This window comes from Intrasporangium sp. (assembly GCF_035280925.1).
In the GTDB taxonomy this organism is placed as follows: Bacteria; Actinomycetota; Actinomycetes; order Actinomycetales; family Dermatophilaceae; genus Intrasporangium.
In genome coordinates this window covers 56,245-75,019 of record NZ_DATEEY010000069.1, presented here as the reverse complement: position 1 = coordinate 75,019, position 18,775 = coordinate 56,245, and the positions used below count along the sequence as shown (strand labels likewise).

Annotated in this window: 15 protein-coding genes; 10 read left to right on the top strand and 5 right to left on the bottom strand. The window is 71.4% G+C overall.

Annotated features, from left to right (window positions below; genetic code table 11):
• Positions 1-24 precede the first annotated feature (24 nt).
• Genes VJN29_RS07310 through VJN29_RS07285 form a run of 6 tightly spaced genes read left to right on the top strand, consistent with a single transcriptional unit; the run spans position 25 to position 6,022 of the window.
• A complete protein-coding gene (locus tag VJN29_RS07310) occupies positions 25-975 on the top strand; it encodes an ABC transporter permease (RefSeq protein ID WP_324142963.1) in 951 nt (316 codons plus the stop codon).
• On the top strand, positions 972-1,889 hold the full coding sequence (locus VJN29_RS07305) for an ABC transporter permease (protein ID WP_324142962.1): 918 nt from the start codon (positions 972-974) through the stop codon (positions 1,887-1,889). Before VJN29_RS07310 ends, VJN29_RS07305 begins: the two co-directional genes overlap by 4 nt.
• Positions 1,886-2,941 carry an ABC transporter ATP-binding protein gene (locus VJN29_RS07300; RefSeq protein WP_324142961.1) on the top strand — a complete coding sequence of 352 codons (1,056 nt, stop codon included), beginning with the start codon at positions 1,886-1,888 and terminating at the stop codon, positions 2,939-2,941. The genes VJN29_RS07305 and VJN29_RS07300 overlap by 4 nt, the downstream gene beginning before the upstream one ends.
• Positions 2,938-3,774 carry an ATP-binding cassette domain-containing protein gene (locus VJN29_RS07295; RefSeq protein ID WP_324142960.1) on the top strand — a complete coding sequence of 279 codons (837 nt, stop codon included), beginning with the start codon at positions 2,938-2,940 and terminating at the stop codon, positions 3,772-3,774. The genes VJN29_RS07300 and VJN29_RS07295 overlap by 4 nt, the downstream gene beginning before the upstream one ends.
• On the top strand, positions 3,771-5,246 hold the full coding sequence (locus VJN29_RS07290; protein WP_324142959.1) for an aldehyde dehydrogenase family protein: 1,476 nt from the start codon (positions 3,771-3,773) through the stop codon (positions 5,244-5,246). The genes VJN29_RS07295 and VJN29_RS07290 overlap by 4 nt, the downstream gene beginning before the upstream one ends.
• Positions 5,243-6,022 carry an SDR family oxidoreductase gene (locus VJN29_RS07285; protein WP_324142958.1) on the top strand — a complete coding sequence of 260 codons (780 nt, stop codon included), beginning with the start codon at positions 5,243-5,245 and terminating at the stop codon, positions 6,020-6,022. Before VJN29_RS07290 ends, VJN29_RS07285 begins: the two co-directional genes overlap by 4 nt.
• Positions 6,023-6,090: 68 nt before the next feature.
• Here the strand turns inward: VJN29_RS07285 and guaD are convergent, their stop codons facing one another.
• From guaD to VJN29_RS07265, 4 genes are read right to left on the bottom strand one after another with little or no spacing between them, the layout of a single operon-like run.
• Positions 6,091-7,416: a guanine deaminase gene (gene guaD, locus VJN29_RS07280; protein ID WP_324142957.1), complete on the bottom strand. Its 1,326-nt coding sequence runs from the start codon at positions 7,414-7,416 to the stop codon at positions 6,091-6,093.
• A complete protein-coding gene (xdhC, locus tag VJN29_RS07275; RefSeq protein WP_324142956.1) occupies positions 7,413-8,249 on the bottom strand; it encodes a xanthine dehydrogenase accessory protein XdhC in 837 nt (278 codons plus the stop codon). The genes guaD and xdhC overlap by 4 nt, the downstream gene beginning before the upstream one ends.
• Positions 8,246-10,636: a xanthine dehydrogenase molybdopterin binding subunit gene (gene xdhB, locus VJN29_RS07270; protein ID WP_324142955.1), complete on the bottom strand. Its 2,391-nt coding sequence runs from the start codon at positions 10,634-10,636 to the stop codon at positions 8,246-8,248. Before xdhB ends, xdhC begins: the two co-directional genes overlap by 4 nt.
• Positions 10,633-12,204 (bottom strand): xanthine dehydrogenase small subunit, encoded by a 1,572-nt coding sequence (locus VJN29_RS07265; protein WP_324142954.1) that lies wholly within the window; start codon positions 12,202-12,204, stop codon positions 10,633-10,635. The genes xdhB and VJN29_RS07265 overlap by 4 nt, the downstream gene beginning before the upstream one ends.
• 242 nt (positions 12,205-12,446) lie before the next feature.
• Here VJN29_RS07265 and VJN29_RS07260 point away from each other — a divergent pair, with 242 nt between their 5' ends.
• The 3 genes from VJN29_RS07260 to VJN29_RS07250 all read left to right on the top strand — a co-directional run bounded on the left by VJN29_RS07260 (position 12,447) and on the right by VJN29_RS07250 (position 17,213).
• Entirely contained in the window at positions 12,447-12,890 is a 444-nt protein-coding gene (locus tag VJN29_RS07260; protein WP_324142953.1) for a hypothetical protein, read from the top strand.
• 238 nt (positions 12,891-13,128) lie between these two features.
• Positions 13,129-15,981: an McrB family protein gene (locus VJN29_RS07255; RefSeq protein WP_324142952.1), complete on the top strand. Its 2,853-nt coding sequence runs from the start codon at positions 13,129-13,131 to the stop codon at positions 15,979-15,981.
• Complete coding sequence (locus VJN29_RS07250; protein WP_324142951.1) at positions 15,978-17,213, top strand: McrC family protein; 1,236 nt, start codon at positions 15,978-15,980, stop codon at positions 17,211-17,213. The genes VJN29_RS07255 and VJN29_RS07250 overlap by 4 nt, the downstream gene beginning before the upstream one ends.
• Before the next feature lie 46 nt (positions 17,214-17,259).
• Here the strand turns inward: VJN29_RS07250 and VJN29_RS07245 are convergent, their stop codons facing one another.
• Positions 17,260-17,955, bottom strand: coding sequence for a VOC family protein (locus VJN29_RS07245; protein ID WP_324142950.1), 696 nt, complete (start codon positions 17,953-17,955; stop codon positions 17,260-17,262).
• Between the two features lie 146 nt (positions 17,956-18,101).
• On the opposite strand from VJN29_RS07245, the gene VJN29_RS07240 reads away from it, so the two are divergent.
• Positions 18,102-18,692: a DoxX family protein gene (locus tag VJN29_RS07240; RefSeq protein WP_324142949.1), complete on the top strand. Its 591-nt coding sequence runs from the start codon at positions 18,102-18,104 to the stop codon at positions 18,690-18,692.
• The last annotated feature ends 83 nt before the right edge of the window (positions 18,693-18,775 follow it).

Genomic DNA, 18,775 nt, shown 5'->3' with positions numbered 1-18,775 from the left:
GCTGCGCGCTGAGCCTGGAGGACCATGCTGCTGCACGTCATCCGCAGGACCGCGATCCTGGTCGTGAGCCTGGCGGTGAGCTCCGTCGTCGTCTTCGGCTTCATGGTGCTGCTGCCGGGCGACCCGGCCCGCGTCGCGCTCGGGGTCAACGCGTCGGAGGAGGCGGTCGCGCAGCTGCGCGCGGAGTTCGGGCTCGACGAACCGCTCATCGTGCAGTACCTGTCGTGGGTGTCGGGGCTGGTGCGCTTCGACCTCGGCGTCAGCTACGTGTCCCAGGTCGAGATCGCGCCCCAGATCCTCGACCGGCTCCAGGTGACCCTCTGGCTCGTCGTCTGCGCCATGGTCCTCGCGGTCGTCATCGCCGTCCCCCTCGGCACGCTGATGGCGATCCGGCACCGCCGCCCGAGCGGGTTCGTCCTGACGGGCCTGTCGCAGCTCGGCGTCGCAGTCCCGGCGTTCCTCGCCGGCATCCTGCTCATCACCGTCTTCGCCGTCCGGCTCGGCTGGTTGCCGGCCAACGGCTGGACCCCGCCCAACGAGGATCCCGTCCAGTTCCTCCGCCAGCTCGTGCTGCCGGTGCTCTCGCTCGGCCTCGTCCAAGGGGCGGTGCTGAGCCGTTACGTCCGCAGCTCGATCCTCGACGTCCAGCGCGAGGACTACATTCGCACCGCCCGGGCCAAGGGACTCGGCCCGTTCCGTGCGCTGTGGCGGCACGGCTCCCGCAACGCCGCCATCCCCGTCGTCACCGTCCTCGCCCTGCAGCTGGCCACACTGCTCATCGGTGCGGTCGTCGTCGAGCGCGTCTTCGTCATCCCGGGTCTCGGCAGCCTCCTGCTCGACCAGGTCTCGAACCGGGACCTGATCTTCGTCCAGGACATCGTCATGCTCCTCGTCTTCGCCGTCCTGGTGGTCAACTTCCTCGTCGACCTGCTCTACCTGGCGATCGACCCGCGGCTCCGGGCGGGACACGCATGACCGTCGAGCCCACCCAGCCCACCGAGGCCACTGAGCGCGTCCGGGCGCCCGGCGAGGTCGACGCGCTCGCATTGGCGGGACAGCCGCACGTCCGCCGACGCGCCGGCGCGAGCCTGGTCGTCGGCGGCATTCTCGTCGCGGTGGTCGTGCTCATGGCGCTCGTGTCCTTCGTCTGGACCCCGCATGACCCCACCCTGGTCAACGCGGAGGCGCGGCTGCGCGACGTGGGTGACCCGGTCTACTGGCTCGGTACCGACAAGTTCGGCCGTGACGTGTTCAGCCAGATCCTCGTCGGCGCGCGCACGACGCTCTTCGTCGGGGTCGTGGCGGTCGGCGTGGCCGGCCTGATCGGCGTCCCACTCGGCATCGTTTCCGCCATGGCCACGGGCTGGCTGGGCGAGACCCTCATGCGGGGGATGGACCTGCTCCTCGCCTTCCCCGCCCTGTTGCTCGCCATCATGTTCAGTGCCATCTACGGCGGCAGCACGCTCGTCGCGATGATCGCCATCGGCATCGCGACGATCCCGATCTTCGCCCGCATCGTGCGGAGCGGCGCTCTTCAGGTGCTCAGCGCCGAGTACATCCTGGCGGCCCGCGCCGCTGGGCGCAGCCCGTGGGCGATCGGCCTGCGGCACGTGCTGCCCAACGTGAGCAGCCTCGTCATCGTGCAGGCGTCGGTCGCCTTCGCCATCGCCGTCCTCGCCGAGGCCGCGCTCTCCTTCCTCGGCTTCGGGACCCCACCCCCGACGCCGAGCTGGGGCCGGATGCTCCAGGAGAGCCAGGAGCTGCTCTACTCGGCGCCGCGCCTCGCGTTCATCCCGGGTGCCGCCATCGCCCTTGCGGTGCTCGGTTTCAACCTGCTCGGGGATGGACTGCGTGACCGCTACGACCCCAAGCTGGAGGACCGACGATGAGCGCGAACCCAGCGGATCGTGCGGCAGCCGGCCCAGCGGCACACGGCCATTCGTCCGTCGTCGGCGACGAGCGGCCCGTGCTCGACGTGCGCGGGCTCTCGGTCAGCATCGGGGGGCACGACCTGCTCCACGACCTGACGTTCTCGATCCGCCGCGGCGAGCGCGTCGGCCTCATCGGCGAGTCCGGCTCGGGCAAGTCCCTGACGAGCCTGGCCCTCCTCGGCCTGCTGCCCGAGGGGGCACGTGTCACGGGCTCGGCGCGCCTCGCCGGCGCGGACCTCGACGTCGTCGGGGCAAGCGACCGCGAGCTGGCGCAGGCACGCGGCAACGACGTGTCGATGGTCTTCCAGGAGCCGATGACCGCACTCAACCCGACCATGCGAGTGGGTGCCCAGGTCGCGGAGACGATCCTCATGCACGCGGGCCGTGGAGGTCGGCCCGAGGCACGGCGGGGCCCGGTCCGCGAGCGCGTCACCACGCTGCTCGAGCAGGTGGGGCTGCCCAGCCCGGCCGAGATCGCACGTGCCTACCCGCACCAGCTCTCGGGTGGGCAGCGGCAGCGCGTGGTCCTCGCGATCGCCCTCGCCAACGACCCCGAGCTGCTCGTGTGCGACGAGCCGACGACCGCGCTCGACGTCACGGTCCAGGCGCGCGTCCTCGACCTCATCGTCCGAGGCGTCGAGACCCGCAACTCGGCGCTGCTCTTCATCACCCACGACCTGCCCGTCGTCGCGACGGTCTGCGAGCGGGTGCTCGTCATGTACGGCGGGCGCATCGTCGAGGCCGGGCCGGTGTCGGAGGTCTTCACCCGGCCGCGGCACCGCTACACCGAGGGGCTGCTCGGGGCGTCCGACCTCGAGGGGGCAGACCCGCTCACACCGCTCGAGACGATCCCCGGATCAGTACCTCCGGCCGGGATGTTCCCCGAAGGCTGCGTCTTCCGCACGCGCTGCGCGCACGCCACCTCGGAGTGCGAGGTGCTCCCGCCGTGGAGCGGTGCGAGCCCGGAGCACGGGTATGCCTGCGTGCACCCCGCGGGGGTGGACCGATGAGTGCGGCGATCGTCGTGCGTGACGTCACCCGGCACTACCGCAGGCCGCGGACATCGCTGCGGCACAAGGGAAGCGCGGTTGAGGCGGTCAGAGGGGTCAGCTTCGAGGTCGGGGGAGGGGAGCGTTTCGGCATCGTCGGTGAGTCGGGATGCGGCAAGTCCACCCTGATGCGGCTCATCGCAGCGCTCGACCGACCGACGAGCGGCGAGATCCTCATCGAAGGCATGGACATCACCGGCCGGAGCGAGCGCGATCTCGGCTTCGTGCGGTCGCGGCTGCAGGTCGTCTTCCAGGACCCCATGGGCTCCCTCGACCCGCGCATGCGCGTGCGTGACATCGTCGCCGAGCCGCTTGTCGCGCAAGGGAACCACGACCGAGACGCCCGGGAGGCACGCGTACACGAGCTCCTCGAGGCCGTCGGGCTCTCGCGGCAGGCCGCCGGCCGCTTCCCGCACCAGTTCTCCGGTGGTCAGCGCCAGCGGATCTCGATCGCCCGGGCGCTGGCGCCGCGGCCCTCGATCCTGCTCGCCGATGAGCCCGTGAGCGCGCTCGACGTGTCGGTGCGTGCCCAGGTGCTCAACCTCATCACCGACCTGGTCGAGGAGCTCGGCCTGACGCTCGTCTTCGTCTCGCACGACCTGTCCGTCGTCCGCCACATCTGCGACCGGGTGGCCGTCATGTGTGCGGGCGAGATCGTCGAGCTCGGCCCGACGGAGCAGGTCTACGACTCGCCGCAGGATCCCTACACACAGCAGCTGCTGCGGGCCGCGCCGAGCATGCGCCGGGCCCTGCGCGGCGGCGGCACGGCCGAGCTCGTCGGAGGTGGCCCATGACCGGTCTTCATCGCATCGCTCACCCCGCGGGCCTGCCGATCGGAGAGGAGTGGGTGCCGGCGCCCTCGTCGACGGAGGTCCGCTTCCCGTTCAGTGGCGAGCTCGTCGCTGAGGCGCCCGTCGGGTCGGCTGAGCTTGCCACACAAGCTGTCTCGTGTGCTGCTGGGCTACGAGAGCTCGCTGCGTCCCTCCCATCACACGTCCGTCGTGCAGCCCTGACGGAGGCGCATCGCGCCGTCGCCGAGCGGCGGGCCGAGTTCGAGCAGCTCCTCGTCCTCGAGACGGGCAAGCCGCTCGTCGACTGCCGAGTCGAGGTGGACCGCACCCTGTTGACCCTGACGACGGCCGCCGAGGAGGTCGCGCGGCTCCATGGTGAGACGGTGCCCCTCGACCTCCTGCCGAGCGGAGAGGGCCTGCTCGGGTTCTGGGTGCGCCGGCCGATTGGGGTCGTCGTCGGGATCGCCGGCTACAACTACCCGCTGCTGCTGGCATCGCACAAGCTGGCGCCCGCCCTCGCCGCCGGGTGTCCCGTGGTGGTCAAGCCCGCTCCGCAGACTCCGCTCGCGACGCTGTGGCTCGTCCATCTCGTCCGCGAGGCGCTCGCTGCGGCCGGTGCACCGCGCGGGCTGGTCCAGCTCCTCACCGGTGGGGTCGAGGTCGGCGTGGCGCTGACGACCGACCGGCGCGTCGGTGCGGTGTCCTTCACCGGATCCGCCGCGGTCGGACACCAGATCGCCAAGGACGCCGCCCCGACGAAGGTCCTGCTCGAGCTCGGCTCGAACTCGGCGCTCGTCGTCGCCGAGGATGCGGACGTGGCGGCTGCGGCGGATGCGGTCGTTCGCGGCGGCTACTACGCGTCGGGCCAGGCCTGCATCTCGGTCCAGCGGGTCGTCGTGGTCGAGGCGGTACGCGACGCCTTCCTCGACGCGTTGTCAATGCGTCTGGGCGATGTGGTCGTGGGCGACCCGCGCTCGCCGGAGACGAGGGTCTCCGCCCTCATCGACGAGCGTTCCACCGAGCGCGTCCGCTCGTGGGTGGACGCGGCCGTCGCGGCAGGGGCGACGCTGGTGCGCGGTGGCGAGGTCCGGGACGGCGTGCTGCAGCCGACCGTGCTCCTCGACGTCCCCGACGGGCAGCTCGCGTGGGACGAGGAGGTCTTCGGGCCGGTGGTGGCCGTGCGGTCGGTCGGGTCGGTCGACGCGGCCTTCGAGGCCGTGAACCGCTCGCGCTACGGGCTCCACGCGAGCGTCTTCACCAGCTCGCTCGACACGGCGTTCCGCGCGATCGACCGCATCGAGACCGGCGGGGTCGTCGTCAACGAGGTGCCCGGTTTCCGTTCGGACGTCATGCCGTACGGCGGGGTGAAGGACTCGGGCGTCGGACGCGAAGGGCCCCGCTTCGCCATCGAGGAGCTGACCGTGACGCGGATGGCCATCATCCGTCCGTCGACCGGTAGGGGGAGTCCGCCGTGACCGACCGACCCGACTATGCACGGCTGTTCCGGCTCGACGGCCGCCGCGCCGTCGTCGTCGGTGCAGGCAGCGGCATCGGGCGGGAGAGTGCGCTCGCGCTCGCCGCCCACGGCGCGCAGGTGGTGTGCGCGGACCGCGACCAGGCGGCTGCCGAGGATACGGCCGACCTCGGAGAGGGCATGAGCGGCTACCGCCTCGACGTCCTCGACCGGGATGCAGTCCGTCATGCGGCGGCCGAGCTCGGGGTGGTCGACGTGCTCGTCTTCACGGCGGCAACCAACGTCCGCAAGCGGGTCCTCGACTACGCCGACGACGAGTTCGACCGGGTCGTCGACCTCAACCTGCGCGCCGCCTTCGACCTCGTCCGGGCCTTCGGTCCCGGCATGGCTGATCGGGGCCGGGGCAGCATCATCGCGTTCAGCTCCATACGCTCGATGACGGTGGAGCCGGGGCAGGGCGTCTACGCGGCGACGAAGGCCGGGCTGGTCCAGCTGCTGCGTGCCGCCGCCGCCGAGCTCGGGCCGCAAGGCGTCCGTCTCAACGCGATCGCACCGGGGGTGGTCGAGACCCCGCTGACCGCCCAGATCAGGGCCGTGCCGGAGTGGGCCGACGCGTATGCGACGAAGAGTGCGCTGGGGCGCTGGTCCAGGCCGGACGAGCTCGCGGGGGCCGTCGTCTACCTCGCGTCCGACGCATCGTCCTTCGTCACGGGTACGCAGCTGTTCGTCGACGGAGGCTGGACAGCAATCGACGGCCGGTACACGCCGCCGATGTGACACCGTCCAGCTCCCCATCCCTCCCAATCGAGTGAACAGCTTCTGGGGCGGAACGCCCCAGAAGCTGTTCACTCGATCACGAGAAGCTGTTCACTCGATCGGGGGTGGTGCGCGATGCTCTGGCCATCGACCCAGACGCCGGCGATGTCGGCGGCCCCCGCAAGGGCGAGTGTCTTGGCGACGGCGTCCTCGGGCGAGGCCGCATACCGGAGCCCCACATCGAGCGGGTCGGCGGGGACCGGCCGGATCCAGAGGGCGTCGAACTGCTTCCCGACGCTGAGGTCGCCGACCTCGTCGCCCAGCCCGAGGGCCAGCGCGCCGGACCGGGTCGCGAGGTGGAGCAGGTCCGGGGCGGTGAGCGCCAGGCCGTCGGCGCCGAGGAGCTGCTGCATGAGGTAGGCCTGCAGCGCCTCCTTGAACATCGAGAACCCCGTGCCGGCGCCGACGTCCGAGCCGAGGGCGATGCGGACGCCCTGCTCGACGTGGCGTCGCATCGGGAACCTGCCGCTGCCGAGCGAGGCGTTGCTCGTCGGGCAGTGGGCCACCGACGCGCCGCGTGCCGCGAGCAGCGCGACCTCGAGGTCGCTGGCGTGGACGTTGTGGGCCAGTACCGCCCTCGGGCCGACGAGCCCGTATCGGTCGTAGGTGTCGACGTAGTGCTCCGCGGTGGCGAACAGCTCGGCGACCGCCGCGACCTCGGCGAGGTTCTCGTTGACGTGCGATGTGAACCAGGAGCCCTCGACGTCCTTGAACACCGACCCACATGCATCGAGCATGTCCTCGCTCGCGGAGTAGGAGAACCGCGGCGTGACCGCGTAGCGGGTGCGGTCAACGCCGTGCCACCGCGCGGCGAGGGCCATCGACTCGGCATAGAAGCGATCCGGCGTGCTGAGCAGAGGCTCCGGCAGGGAGCGGTCGCTCGCCACCAGCCCGGCCGTGACGCGCAGCCCGGCGCTGGCCACTCGCTCGAACAGCGCGTCGACCGCGCTCGCGAAGTGGGATCCGAAGACGAGCGCGGTGGTCGTGCCGGCAGAGACCAGGCCCTGGACGAACTCGTCGGCGACCTGCTGGGCGTAGTCGATCGACGCGAGGCGCGCCTCCTCCGGCAGGGCGCACTCGTCGAGCCATTGGAGCAGGGGCATGCCCAGGGCCCCGATGACACGGACCTGGGGATAGTGGACGTGGGCGTCGACCAGGCCGGGCAGGATCAGCCCCTCGCGAAGGTCGACCACCTCGCGCCCGGGGTGGTCGCGCACCGTCTCGGCGAAGGGCCCGCGCGCGGAGATCCGGCCGTTGTCGACGACGAGCGCGGCGTCGGCCTCGGTGCGGAGCCTGATGCTCCCGAGACTGGTGTCGCCCGGCGTGTCGAGGACCGTCCCGCGGAAGACCGTCACCGGCCACCCTCCCGGGCAGCACTGCGCGAGCCGACGGCCTCGATCTCGAGCGACTGGAGCAGCGCGGCGGCCACTCCGATCGCGACCGTCGAGGGGTCCTTGCCGCGCAGGTGCGGCAGGCCGATCGGCGAGGCGATCCGGGCGATCGCCTCGGGTGCGTGGCCCTCTCGGGCGAGGATCGTCTGGAAGCGTCGCCACTTCGACGCCGACCCGATGAGGCCGATCGAGCCGAGATGGCCGCAGCGCAGCGCGACGTCGCACAGGGCGGCGTCCTCGCCGTGGTCGTGGGTCATGACGAGCACATGTGTGCCAGTCGGGATCTGACCGAGGACGAGCTCGGGCACGGGCGCGTGGTGAACGTGGATGCGGGCCAGCGCGTCGTCGAGCGGCCGCAGCCGCTCCGGCTCGAGCAGGTCGGCGCGGGAGTCGACCAGATGCAGCTCGAGGTCGCGCCGAGCGAGGATTCGGGCCAGCTCCATACCGACGTGTCCGAGGCCGAAGATCGCCACGGACGGCACGATGAGGAGCGGCTCGAGCAGGAGGGAGACCTCACCGCCACAGCACTGCTGGCCGTGCTCGGACGGTGCCTTGTCACTCAACGTCAGGGTCAGGGTCACCGGTGCACGCCGACCGTCCGCGATGAGCTCACGTGCGCGAGCGACGGCGGTGGCCTCGAGGTTCCCGCCGCCGATCGTGTCCCAGGCACCGTTCTCGGCGACGACCATCTTGGCGCCGGCCTCTCGCGGTGCGTGGCCGCGGACGCTGGCGAGGGTGACGAGGACGCCGGGGCGCCGGTCGGTCCGGAGGCGCTCGACAGCCCGAATCCAGTTCACGACGTCACCCGGGTCGTGCGCGCCGCCCCTTTGCCTGAAAGGGCGGGGGCACCCGGTGAGCCGTTGCCGGGAGCGCGCTCAGCGGCATACGGCATGGTGGAGGTCCTGCTCTCGGCAAGCGTGCTCCGCGCCAGCTCGATCGCCCAGTACACGGCTTCTGGTGTGGCAGGGGAGGCGAGGTCGATGCTCACTCCGGGCTGGCCGAAGGCCGCCGCGGCCTGGCGGAGCGACTCGCGCACCGAGAAGGCGAGCATGAGGGGCGGTTCGCCGACCGCCTTGGAGCCGTAGACCGCACCGTCCTCGTGGGCGTGCTCGAGCAGGGTCACGTTGAACACCTCGGGCATCTCCGAGAAGGAGGGCAGCTTGTAGGTGCTCGCCGCCTGGGTCGCGACACGGCCCCGCGTGGGACCGTCGCCCTCGTCCCAGCGCAGGTCCTCGAGCGTGAGCCAGCCGGCACCCTGGACGAAGGCGCCCTCGATCTGGCCGATGTCCACGATCGGGCTGAGGCTGTCGCCGACGTCGTGGACGATGTCGACCCGTCTCGTCCGGTAGGCACCGGTGAAGCCGTCGACCTCGACCTCCGCCGCTGCCACGCCGTAGGCGAAGTACTTGAAGGGGGATCCCTGCATCGTGGAGATGTCCCAGTGCAGTCCCTCGGTCCGGTAGTACCCGGCCGCCCAGAGCTGGACCCGCTCGAGGTACGCCTTGGCGACGAGGTCCTCCCAGGGAAGGTCCGCGCCGCCGTCGACGCCGTCCAGCCGGGTGCGGATCTGCTCGCAGGCGTCCTTGACGGCGCCGCCGTTGAGGTCGGCGCCCGAGCTCGCTGCCGTGGCGGACGTGTTGGGCACCTTGTCGGTCCGGGTGGGGGCGAGCCGGATGCGGGACAGCGGCACGCCCAGCGCGGTCGCGGCGACCTGGATCATCTTGGTGTGCAGGCCCTGCCCCATCTCCGTGCCGCCGTGGTTGACGAGCACCGAGCCGTCCTTGTAGACGTGCACGAGCGCACCCGCCTGGTTCAGCGGTGTGAAGTTGAAGGAGATGCCGAACTTGACCGGGGTGACTGCCAGCCCGCGCTTCGTGTGCGGGTGCGCGGCGTTGAACGCGGCGACCTCGGCGCGCCGCTCGTCGAGCCGGGCGTTCGCGGAGAGGGTGTCCCAGGCGCGGACGAGCCGGTCCGCGTGCCGGACCTCCTGGCCGTAGGGGGTTCGCTGCCCGGTGGCGTAGAGGTTGCGCCGGCGCAGCTCGTCCGGCTCGAGGCCGAGGTGGGGAGCGCATCGTCCCAGGATGTCCTCGATGACGAGCATGCCCTGGGGACCGCCGAATCCGCGGAACGCCGTCTGGGAGGTCTTGTGGGTCCTGGCGACCCGTCCGCGGACGCTGACGTTTGGGATGTGGTACGCGTTGTCGACGTGGCACAGGGCCCGCGCCAGCACCGCCTCGGACAGGTCGAGGCTCCAGCCGCCGTCCGAGGTCAGGGTGGCATCGAGCGCGCTCAGGCGCCCTTCCGCGTCGAAGCCGACCTGCCACGACGCGTGGAAGCCATGGCGCTTGCCGGTCATCGAGAAGTCCTGGGGCCGGGTGAGCCGCACCCGGACCGGCCTTCCCGTGAGGATCGCGCCCAGCGCCGCAACGGCGGCGAAGCCGTGCGGCTGCATCTCCTTGCCCCCGAAGCCGCCGCCCATGCGCAGGGACTGGACGGTCACCGCGTGGTCGGGCACGCCGAGGACATGGGCGACGATGCCCTGCGTCTCGCTCGGGTGCTGGGTGCTGCTGTGGACGAGCACCTGGCCCGACTCGTCGACGAGGGCGATGGAGGCCTGGGTCTCGAGGTAGAAGTGCTCCTGGCCGGCGAACTCGATCTCGCCGGTGAAGACGTGGGCCGACGTCGCGAGCGCGGGCTCCACGTCGCCGCGACGGACGTGCAGGGCGGCGCCCTGGAAGCTTCCTGCGGCGATCGCCTCACCGAGGCTGATGAGCGCCGGCCGCGGCTCGTAGTCGACCCCGTCCTCAGCGATCGCAGCGGCACCGATCCGGGCGGCCTCGAGCGTCTCGCCGAGGACCCAGCAGACGGCCTGGCCGTAGTACCTGACCTCGGCCGGGAAGAGCGGCTCGTCGCCCTTCACGCCGGAGTCGTTGAGCCCCGGCACGTCGGCTGCGGTGAGCACCCGTACGACGCCGGGAACGGTGAGCGCGACCGACGCGTCGAGCCGTCTCACGCGGGCGTGGGCGTGCGGGGCCTGCACCGGGTGGGCGTGCAGGATCCCGGGAGTCCGGGCCAGCAGGTCGTCGGTGTACAGCGCTGCTCCGGTCACGTGGAGCGCGGCCGACTCGTGCGGGATGGGCAGGCCGGTGGAGGCGTTGCCCGGGCGGTCGGACAGGCGGCTCATGCGCCCACCTCCTCCGGTCCCGACTTCCGCCCCGAGTCGCCGGGCCGCGGATGCGCGTCGTGGAGCCTGAGCAGTGCGGTGCCGAGCATCGCGGTCCGGTAGGCCGCGCTGGCGCGGTGGTCGTCCAGGGGAGTCCCCTCGCCGCGCATGACGGCCGCCGCCGTCCGGACCGTCTCGGGAGTCCAGGGCCGGCCCTCCAAGGCGGCCTCGGTCGCGAGCGCCCGGATGGGGGTGGCGGCGATCCCGCCCACCCCGATCCGCGCCCGCGTCACGATGCCGTCGTCGACGGTGATCGCGAACGCGGCGGCGACGCTCGAGATGTCGTCGAAGCGCCGCTTCGCGATCTTGTGGAAGGCGGCGATCGGGCTCAGGGGGAGCGGGATGCGCACCCCGCGGATCAGCTCGCCCGGGCGTCGGACCGTCTCGCGGTAGCCGGTGAAGTAGTCCGCGAGCGGGACCTCTCGCCCTCCTCGCTCGGACGCGAGGACCACGGTGGCCTCCAGGGCGAGGAGCGCTGGTGCCACATCGCCGATGGGGGAGGCCGTGGCGAGGTTGCCCCCGATCGTGGCCGTGTTGCGGATCAGCCGAGAGGCGAACTGGGGAATCAGGTCGGCGACCAGGGGGACGCGGCCGTCGAGGCCGGTCTCGATCTCGGAGAAGGTGAGCGCGGCGCCGATCTCGATGCTGTCCGCGCCGACCTCGAGCGTCCGCAGCTCGGGCACCCGGTCGATGCCGATGACGAACGATGGTCGGGCGGCTCGCAGGTTGACCTCGACGCCCCAGTCGGTGGATCCGGCGACGAGCACGGCGTCGGGGCTCGCCCTGAGCAGCGCCAGGGCCTCGGCGAGGTCGGCGGCCCGGGCGTACGTCCCAGTCGAGGCGGTGATTCGCGTCCGAGGTGTCGGCGGCGCCGGACGCCCCCGACGGGTGGCGAGCGCGTCATCGGGCGGCGGCGCACCGACCGCGAAGGCGGCATCACGGATCGGCCGGTAGCCGGTGCAGCGGCACAGGTTGCCGGACAGGGCCTGGAGGTCGAAGCCGTTGGGCCCGATCTCGTGGCCGCCGCCGGGCTGGCCGCCGCCGGGCCGGTTGCCGTCGGGGTGCTCGATGGCGGACCGCCCTGACTCGGTCTCCGGTGTGCGGCCGTGGCGGTAGTACTCCGCCGCCATGCTGCAGACGAATCCCGGTGTGCAGTAGCCGCACTGCGACCCTCCTCGAACCGCCATCTCGCGCTGGACCGGGTGCAGTGAGTCGGGCGAGCCGAGGCCCTCGCTCGTGACGATCTCCTGGCCGTCGAGCGAAGCAGCCGGGACCAGGCAGGCGTTGAACGCGGTCCACTGCGTCCGTCCGGGCCCGTCCGGTCGGGCCATGAGGACGGCGCACGCTCCGCACTCGCCCTCGGCACACCCCTCCTTGGCCCCGGTCAACCCCTGCTCGCGCAGCCAGTCGAGGGCCGACGTGTGCGGCCCGACCCCGCCGAGGCGCACGGGGCTGCCATTGACCGACGCCGTGGGCACCACGCCGTCCTGTTCGACTCCGCTGAGGTCTGCCACCCTGAAGGACGCCATCGTCGCCTCCCTGGCGCCGCGCGGGCGCCGCACCTGGGACCAATCGCGCAGGATCGGCCCGCATGCATGGTTACGGCCGGCTCCGGACCGCTGGTTATCCATGCAGAACAACGGCCGGGTGAGTTGATGGTACGTCGAGGCCCTCGCCCCCGACAGCCCATGACGGACCTCGGACGGTGGTCGCCGAGAGGGGCTGTGGACAACGTCGGCAGCCGTCGAGTGGGACTGGCCATGCTCGTGGCATGACGACAGGAACCTTCCGCGGGCTCCCAGGCGACTGGGCCCGGCGCCCCATGACGGACCCAGACCTCTTCGCGGGCGTGGTCGACCTCGCGGTCTTCGAGGCGTTCCGGGCCATCGGCGGGGTCGCGCTCCTGCTCTGCCACGCCGACGGGCGGCTCATGCAGCCGGTCACGGTGACGACCGTCAACTCGGCCCTGCCCCGCGGCGAGGCCGAGGCCCGGTTGGCCGTGATCCTCGCCGACATCGTGGGGCGGGGAGTGTCGGCCGTCGTCATGGTCGTCGCCCGCCCCGGCTCCGCGGAGGCGAGTGAGCGGGACCGGGCCCTGCGAGACGCGTTCGTGCGGGCGAGCCGGGCGAGTGGGATCACCCTGCTCGGCGTGGCGCTCGCCGTTCCCGGCGCGGTCGTGGACCTGACGCCGGCGTCCACGACGGAGGCGGCCTGAGCTCGCGACGCCGGACCCACCCCACCCCGGCGTTCGCACCCACCGAGCCCAGCGGCATACTCGATGGATTGGCCGGAGGACATTGTGAGGGTGTCCTCCTCCGTCTGGGGCATAACCGGATCATTTCAGCGTTTCGCCCCCGCGGGGCTGACAGGTAACCTAGCCCGCGGTCCTGCACCTACCTCCACGTGTGCAGCAGCAAGAGCGCCCCTGCCCCCGGGGCGTGTGAGGGAGCCCCATGACACGTACTGACAGCGTCGACGTCAAGCGTTGGCGCGCGAAGTACGCGCTCATCGAGCGATCGGCCGAGGCGGACCAGGACGCCAAGGCGCTGTTCGCCGAGATGGACGCGGAGCGCACGGCGCGCAACGGCGAGCTGCGAGAGATCCTCGCTGACCTCGTCGCCTCGAAGGACCTCATGGCGTTCAAGGAGTCACTCGGTCACTGGGCTCGCAAGGACGGGCCCTACGTCGGCTTCGGCCCCGTCGGCGGCCCCTGGGTGGCGGCGCTCGTCCGACGCGCCGAGGAGGACCACGCGGAGGTCGTCGAGCTGCTCGTGGCCGCGCTCCAGACCCCCGCGACTCCCCAGGCGGCGGCCGACCGCCTCCACTCCGTCGATGCTTTCCTGGCTCGCTCGGGTGGTCGCGGGCAGCGGGGGCCGAGCCCGGCGCAGACCGCGTACGTCCTGTCCCTCTTCTGGTCGACCGACGACGGCGGCGAGTGGCCGCTCATGTGGGAGAACGCTCCGCACATGCTCCAGCGGCTCGGCTGGCTCGAGCGCGGCCTGTCCCATGCCGAGCGCTACGTCGCCTTCGCGGCCCTCTGTGCATCCCTGCGTCCCGACGACCCGCGCTACGCGTCCCGCATCCTCTGGTGGTTCAAGGAGACCGAGGCCTTCGTCGGCATCGCTCCCAAGGCCATCGACGTGTGCCTGGAGGCAGCCGAGCTCGCCGCAGAGTTCCGCCCCGCGACCGGGTACGCCAGCGCGAAGCACGAGGACCGCGCCGCGGATCTCGCCCGCCAGCTCCGGGGTGAGGCCGACCACATCTCCGACAGCCTCATCGAGCGGCTCTCGGCCGAGACGGGCCTCTACCTGGAGGCGCCGACGCTGGCCCTCCAACAGCACGCGGGGGACGACTCCGCCTACCGCTCCGACCTCTACGCCTCGTGGATCCTCGTCGGCGGCGCGGGCGCCCCGGGCTTCCGGCTGTGGGTGACCCCGTCCGGTGTCGCCTTCGGCCTCCACGGCGGGTGGGAGGGCGAGAGCGCCGAGCAGCATCGCGAGATCGGTGCCCTCCTCCAGTCGCATCTTCCTCGCGGCGTCAGCTTCCTGCGGGTCCACGAGGAGGTGCGGCCGGCAACCGAGGGCCGGGTCGAGCCGGTCGGACGCGAGTACCCCGGGGGCGAGGCCTTCGTCGGCACGTGGTGGAAGGACTCGAGCGCCCTCGGGCGTGCCGATGTCGCCGACGAGATCGCGACGACCGCCCGGGCACTGACGCCGCTCCTGCGGTTCATGGCCTCGAGCCAGCGTGGCGGCACCGAGGACCCGAATCTCGAGCTCAACCCCATGGCCGACCTGGAGTCCGAGGTCGAGGTCTTCAAGGCCGAGCGCCCGTATCCCAACGAACGGGACGCGTGGCACCAGGAACAGCGCCGGGTCTTCGCCGGCGCGCTCTCCCGGGACGGTCTCGAGAACTTCGACCTCCCGACGTTCAAGCGCATCGTGTCGACGCGCGGCTATGGCGACATCGGCGCCCAGTCGGTGCTCATCAGCTCCATCAACGCCCTCGATGCCGCCGGGATCGACGAGCTGCGCCTCATGGTCCGTGAGCTGCTCTGGGGTGACGGGCGCGACGAGGAGCGGATCAACTCGGTCCTCGCCGCCGACGACCTTCCCGTGCAGGGCTTCAGCGAGAGCGTCGTCATGAAGCTGTTCGCCATCGCGCACCCCGAGCACTGGCTGCCACTGTTCACCCTCGCCGGGGAGTCGGGCAAGATCGCGATGCTGGCCCGTCTCGGCGGTCCCGCCCGGTGGACCGAGGGCAAGTCGCGCGGTCGCATGCACGTCGAGACCAACGCGCTCCTGCGCCAGGTGCTCGACCCGCTCCTGCCGGACGATCCCTGGGGGCAGGCCCAGCTCGCCTACTGGCTCATGCGCCGCTCCGACAAGGCGCTCATGCCCGATCACGACGCCCTCGGCGAGGCGGCCAAGGACCTGCTCATCGGCGAGGAGTTCCTCCGCGAGATCCGCGGGCTGCTCGAGGAGAAGAGGCAGGTCATCTTCTACGGGCCGCCCGGCACGGGCAAGACGTTCCTCGCGCAGCGCTTCGCCCAGGCCATGCAGCCGGACCCGGCCAAGCGCGACATCGTCCAGTTCCACCCGAGCAGCTCCTACGAGGACTTCTTCGAGGGCTTCCGGCCGCAGATCGACCACCAGGGTCAGATGGTCTACGAGCTGCGCAAGGGTCCGCTGGCGCTCCTGGCGGAGGCCGCGGAGGCGGACCCCCTGACGCCGCACGTCATGATCATCGACGAGATCAACCGGGCCAACCTGCCCCGCGTCTTCGGCGAGCTCCTCTTCCTCCTGGAGTACCGGTCGCACTCGGTCAAGACCTCCTACCGGCCGGACGAGGGCTTCGAGCTGCCCCCGAACCTGTACTTCATCGGCACGATGAACACGGCGGACCGCTCCATCGCGCTCGTCGACGCCGCACTGCGCCGGCGGTTCGACTTCGTGCCCTTCATGCCGCACGACGGTCCGATGGAGGGGCTGCTCCGTCGCTGGCTCGAGGCGAATGACGGCCCGGTCTGGGTCGCCGACCTCGTCGACCGGGTCAACGAGGACCTGCGCCGCGCGCTGCGTGGCCCGCACCTGCAGATCGGCCACTCGTACTTCATGCGCCCGGGGCTCGACGGTGACGAGGCGACGCTGCGGCGCATCTGGGACTACAACGTGTACCCGTTCATCGAGGACCAGCTCTACGGCCGGGAGCACGAGCTCGCCCAGTTCCGCTGGGAGAACGTCCGGGCCCGGTACGGACGGTTCGACCTCGCGATCCCGTCCGCTGCGCACCGCCAGCCCGCGACATGACGATCGAGCTTCCGCCGATCCCGGAGCACGGTCGATCGGGCCCGGTGCGGCTGGACCGGGAGACGCGCGGCGCCCTCGTCGCGGCCGCCGGCGAGCGGCTGGTCATCCACGCGACGGCCGACCCTGACGTCGTGACGATCGGGGCGACGAGCTGGGTCGGCGCCCTGGCGGTCCCTGGTCTCGTGGTGCGGGTCATGCCCCGGGTGTCGGTCGCCAACTTCTTCGCGATGCTGAGCGCCGGTGTGTCGGCCGAGCAGTTCGAGCACGAGCAGGTCACGTGGTCCGACACGGACGAGCTCATCGACGGCGTCGCGTACTTCGCGATCCGGCTCATCGACGCAGCGACGATGCGCGGCCTCGTGCACGGCTACGTGGCGCGCGAGGAGAAGCTGCGGACCATCCGCGGGCGCCTGCTCGTCGAGGAGTTCGCGCGCCGCCCGTGGACGGCATCGGAGCCGCAGTGTCGGTACGACGACTTCACGTCCGACATCCTGGAGAACCAGCTCTTCCGGTGCACGCTCCAGGCGATGCTGGCCTGGCCGCAGCTGGCGCCAGAGGTGCGCCGGGAGGCGTTGCGGGTCCTGGGGCGCTTCGACGGGGTCTCGGACACACCGGCGACCCGGCACGCGGTGCCGGTGCCCGTCACCCGCCTGAACGAGCACTACGCCGACGCGATGCGCCTGTCGCGGCTCGTCCTCCAGGCGATGTCCCTGTCCCACGAGGCGGGGGACCAGCAGGCCCACAGCCTCATGGTGGACATGGACGACCTGTTCCGGCGGTGGATCGTCCAGGAGCTCGACCACCGCCTCGCCCCCGACCTGCGGATCGACGCGGACGAGGACGTCTGGCTCGACGAGGGCCGGGCGGTCACGATGGCGCCTGACCTCATCGTGCGCCAGGGCTCACGGGTCGTGCTCGTCGGCGACGCGTCCTACTCGATGGGCGCCGACGGCTATCTCGCCTCCCGCGACTACCTCAACCTCGTCGCGTACACCTCGGCCATGGGCATCCCGACCGGCCTGCTGGTGCACTGCAACTCGGACCGTGCGCCGGAGAACGAGATCGTCATCCGCAACGCCGGCACCCGCATCCTGTGCCGGCCGATCCGGCTCGACGGGTCCTACGGTGGCGTGTCGCGCTCCCTCGACTCGCTCGCCGACCTCGTGCGGGAGCTGGCCGAGTACCCGGGAGAGTTCGTCATCCCCCAGATGCTGCGCACCGGCGTGCGCTGACCACCCCTCCTCGCGAGGCCGCGGGTGATGCCGTATGCCGCTGGGCTCAGTCGGGCGTGAACGCGCAGAACTCGTTGCCTGCAGGATCGGCAAGCACGTCCCACCTCAGGCCGTCCTCGCCCTTCCTGCGCAGGCGGGTCGCACCGGCCGCGATGAGGCCGTCGACGTCCGCCGTGGTCACGTCGATGTGTACCCGGTTCTTCGTGGTCTTGGCCTCCGGCACCGGCCCGAAGTCCATCACCTCGAAGGGGGTGCCGGGCACGTGCTCGAGCCAGCTCGACTCCGAGTCGTGCTGGGCCGGGACGCCGAGCACCCGCCCCCACCAGTCGGCGAGCCGCCGGGACTCGTCGACACCGCCCGTGACGTCCCACACGAGCTCGTAGAACGGTCGCTCGACCGGATGGTCACGCACGAAGACGCAGAACAGCTGGCCGTCCGGGTCGCGCATCACGGTCCAGCGCTGGGTGTCGTCCACGACGACCGCGCCAGCAGCCAGCGCCGGCTCCAGCGAGGTGGCGTTGAGGTCGATGTGGAGGCGGTTCTTCACGGTCACCGGCTCGGGCACCTCGTTGACCCACACCATCACCTCGCCGACCCCATTGGCCGGGCCGCCTCGGCGCAGGCTCGCGTCGCCGTCGTCGTGGACGTACGACTCCCAGCCGAGCAGGGAAGCCCAGAAGGCCGCGAGCGCGGGTGCATCCGACGCGTCGATGCAGAGGTCCTTGTAGGTCGCCAGAGCCATGCCCCCACCGTAGGCGACGGCGTTGGGGGAATGACTCGTAGATCACACCCGCCACACTTGAAAGAGGTGACGGGTCAACTACTACACTCTGTAGTACCGACAGCACAGGGCCTGCCGGATCACCTACAAAGCTGGAGATGAGATCCATGGCCACCATCCACCACAACGACGTCAGTCGCATTCACGACGTCGACACCAAGCACCCCGCCGACGGCATCGTCACGTTCGAGGAGGAGATCGTCCGTTCCGCCTGGGCACGCCGCTTCCTCGCCATCATGCGCCTCGTCATGGGGTGGACCTTCATGTGGGCCTTCGTCGACAAGCTCTTCGGCCTCGGCTTCTCCACGCCGTCCGACCGCGCCTGGATCAATGGCGGCACGCCGGCGCAGGGCTTCATGAAGGGCGGCGCAGAGACGGACAACCCGTTCGCGCAGTTCTTCGCCAACATCGCGGGGCCTTGGGCCGACTGGCTGTTCATGATCGGCCTGTTCGGCATCGGTCTCGCGCTCCTCACGGGCGCGGGCCTCAAGATCGCCGCCTGGACCGGCACGGCGCTGCTGCTCTTCATGTACCTCGCGCAGTTCCCGCTCTACCAGGAGCGGGCGACCAACCCCATCACCGACTCCCACTGGATCGAGGCCTTGGCCCTCATCGTCGTCGCCGCCACCTACGCGGGCGACACCTGGGGTGTCGGCAAGTGGTGGGGCCGGAAGGTCGGCAACGGCATCCTCCGGTGACCGACTTGGCTCGTGACTGACGGGCCTGCCACAGCGACCGCCCTTATCCCTGGGGGCGGTCGCTCACGTGTGTCCGGCCGACG

Coding starts and splice junctions, on each gene's coding strand:
- VJN29_RS07310 (WP_324142963.1), top strand. CDS start 25: ATGCTGCTGCACGTCATCCGCAGGACCGCGATCCTGGTCGTGAGCCTG.
- VJN29_RS07305 (WP_324142962.1), top strand. CDS start 972: ATGACCGTCGAGCCCACCCAGCCCACCGAGGCCACTGAGCGCGTCCGG.
- VJN29_RS07300 (WP_324142961.1), top strand. CDS start 1,886: ATGAGCGCGAACCCAGCGGATCGTGCGGCAGCCGGCCCAGCGGCACAC.
- VJN29_RS07295 (WP_324142960.1), top strand. CDS start 2,938: ATGAGTGCGGCGATCGTCGTGCGTGACGTCACCCGGCACTACCGCAGG.
- VJN29_RS07290 (WP_324142959.1), top strand. CDS start 3,771: ATGACCGGTCTTCATCGCATCGCTCACCCCGCGGGCCTGCCGATCGGA.
- xdhB (WP_324142955.1), bottom strand. CDS start 10,636: ATGAGCCGCCTGTCCGACCGCCCGGGCAACGCCTCCACCGGCCTGCCC.
- VJN29_RS07265 (WP_324142954.1), bottom strand. CDS start 12,204: ATGGCGTCCTTCAGGGTGGCAGACCTCAGCGGAGTCGAACAGGACGGC.
- VJN29_RS07260 (WP_324142953.1), top strand. CDS start 12,447: ATGACGACAGGAACCTTCCGCGGGCTCCCAGGCGACTGGGCCCGGCGC.
- VJN29_RS07255 (WP_324142952.1), top strand. CDS start 13,129: ATGACACGTACTGACAGCGTCGACGTCAAGCGTTGGCGCGCGAAGTAC.
- VJN29_RS07250 (WP_324142951.1), top strand. CDS start 15,978: ATGACGATCGAGCTTCCGCCGATCCCGGAGCACGGTCGATCGGGCCCG.
- VJN29_RS07245 (WP_324142950.1), bottom strand. CDS start 17,955: ATGGCTCTGGCGACCTACAAGGACCTCTGCATCGACGCGTCGGATGCA.
- VJN29_RS07240 (WP_324142949.1), top strand. CDS start 18,102: ATGGCCACCATCCACCACAACGACGTCAGTCGCATTCACGACGTCGAC.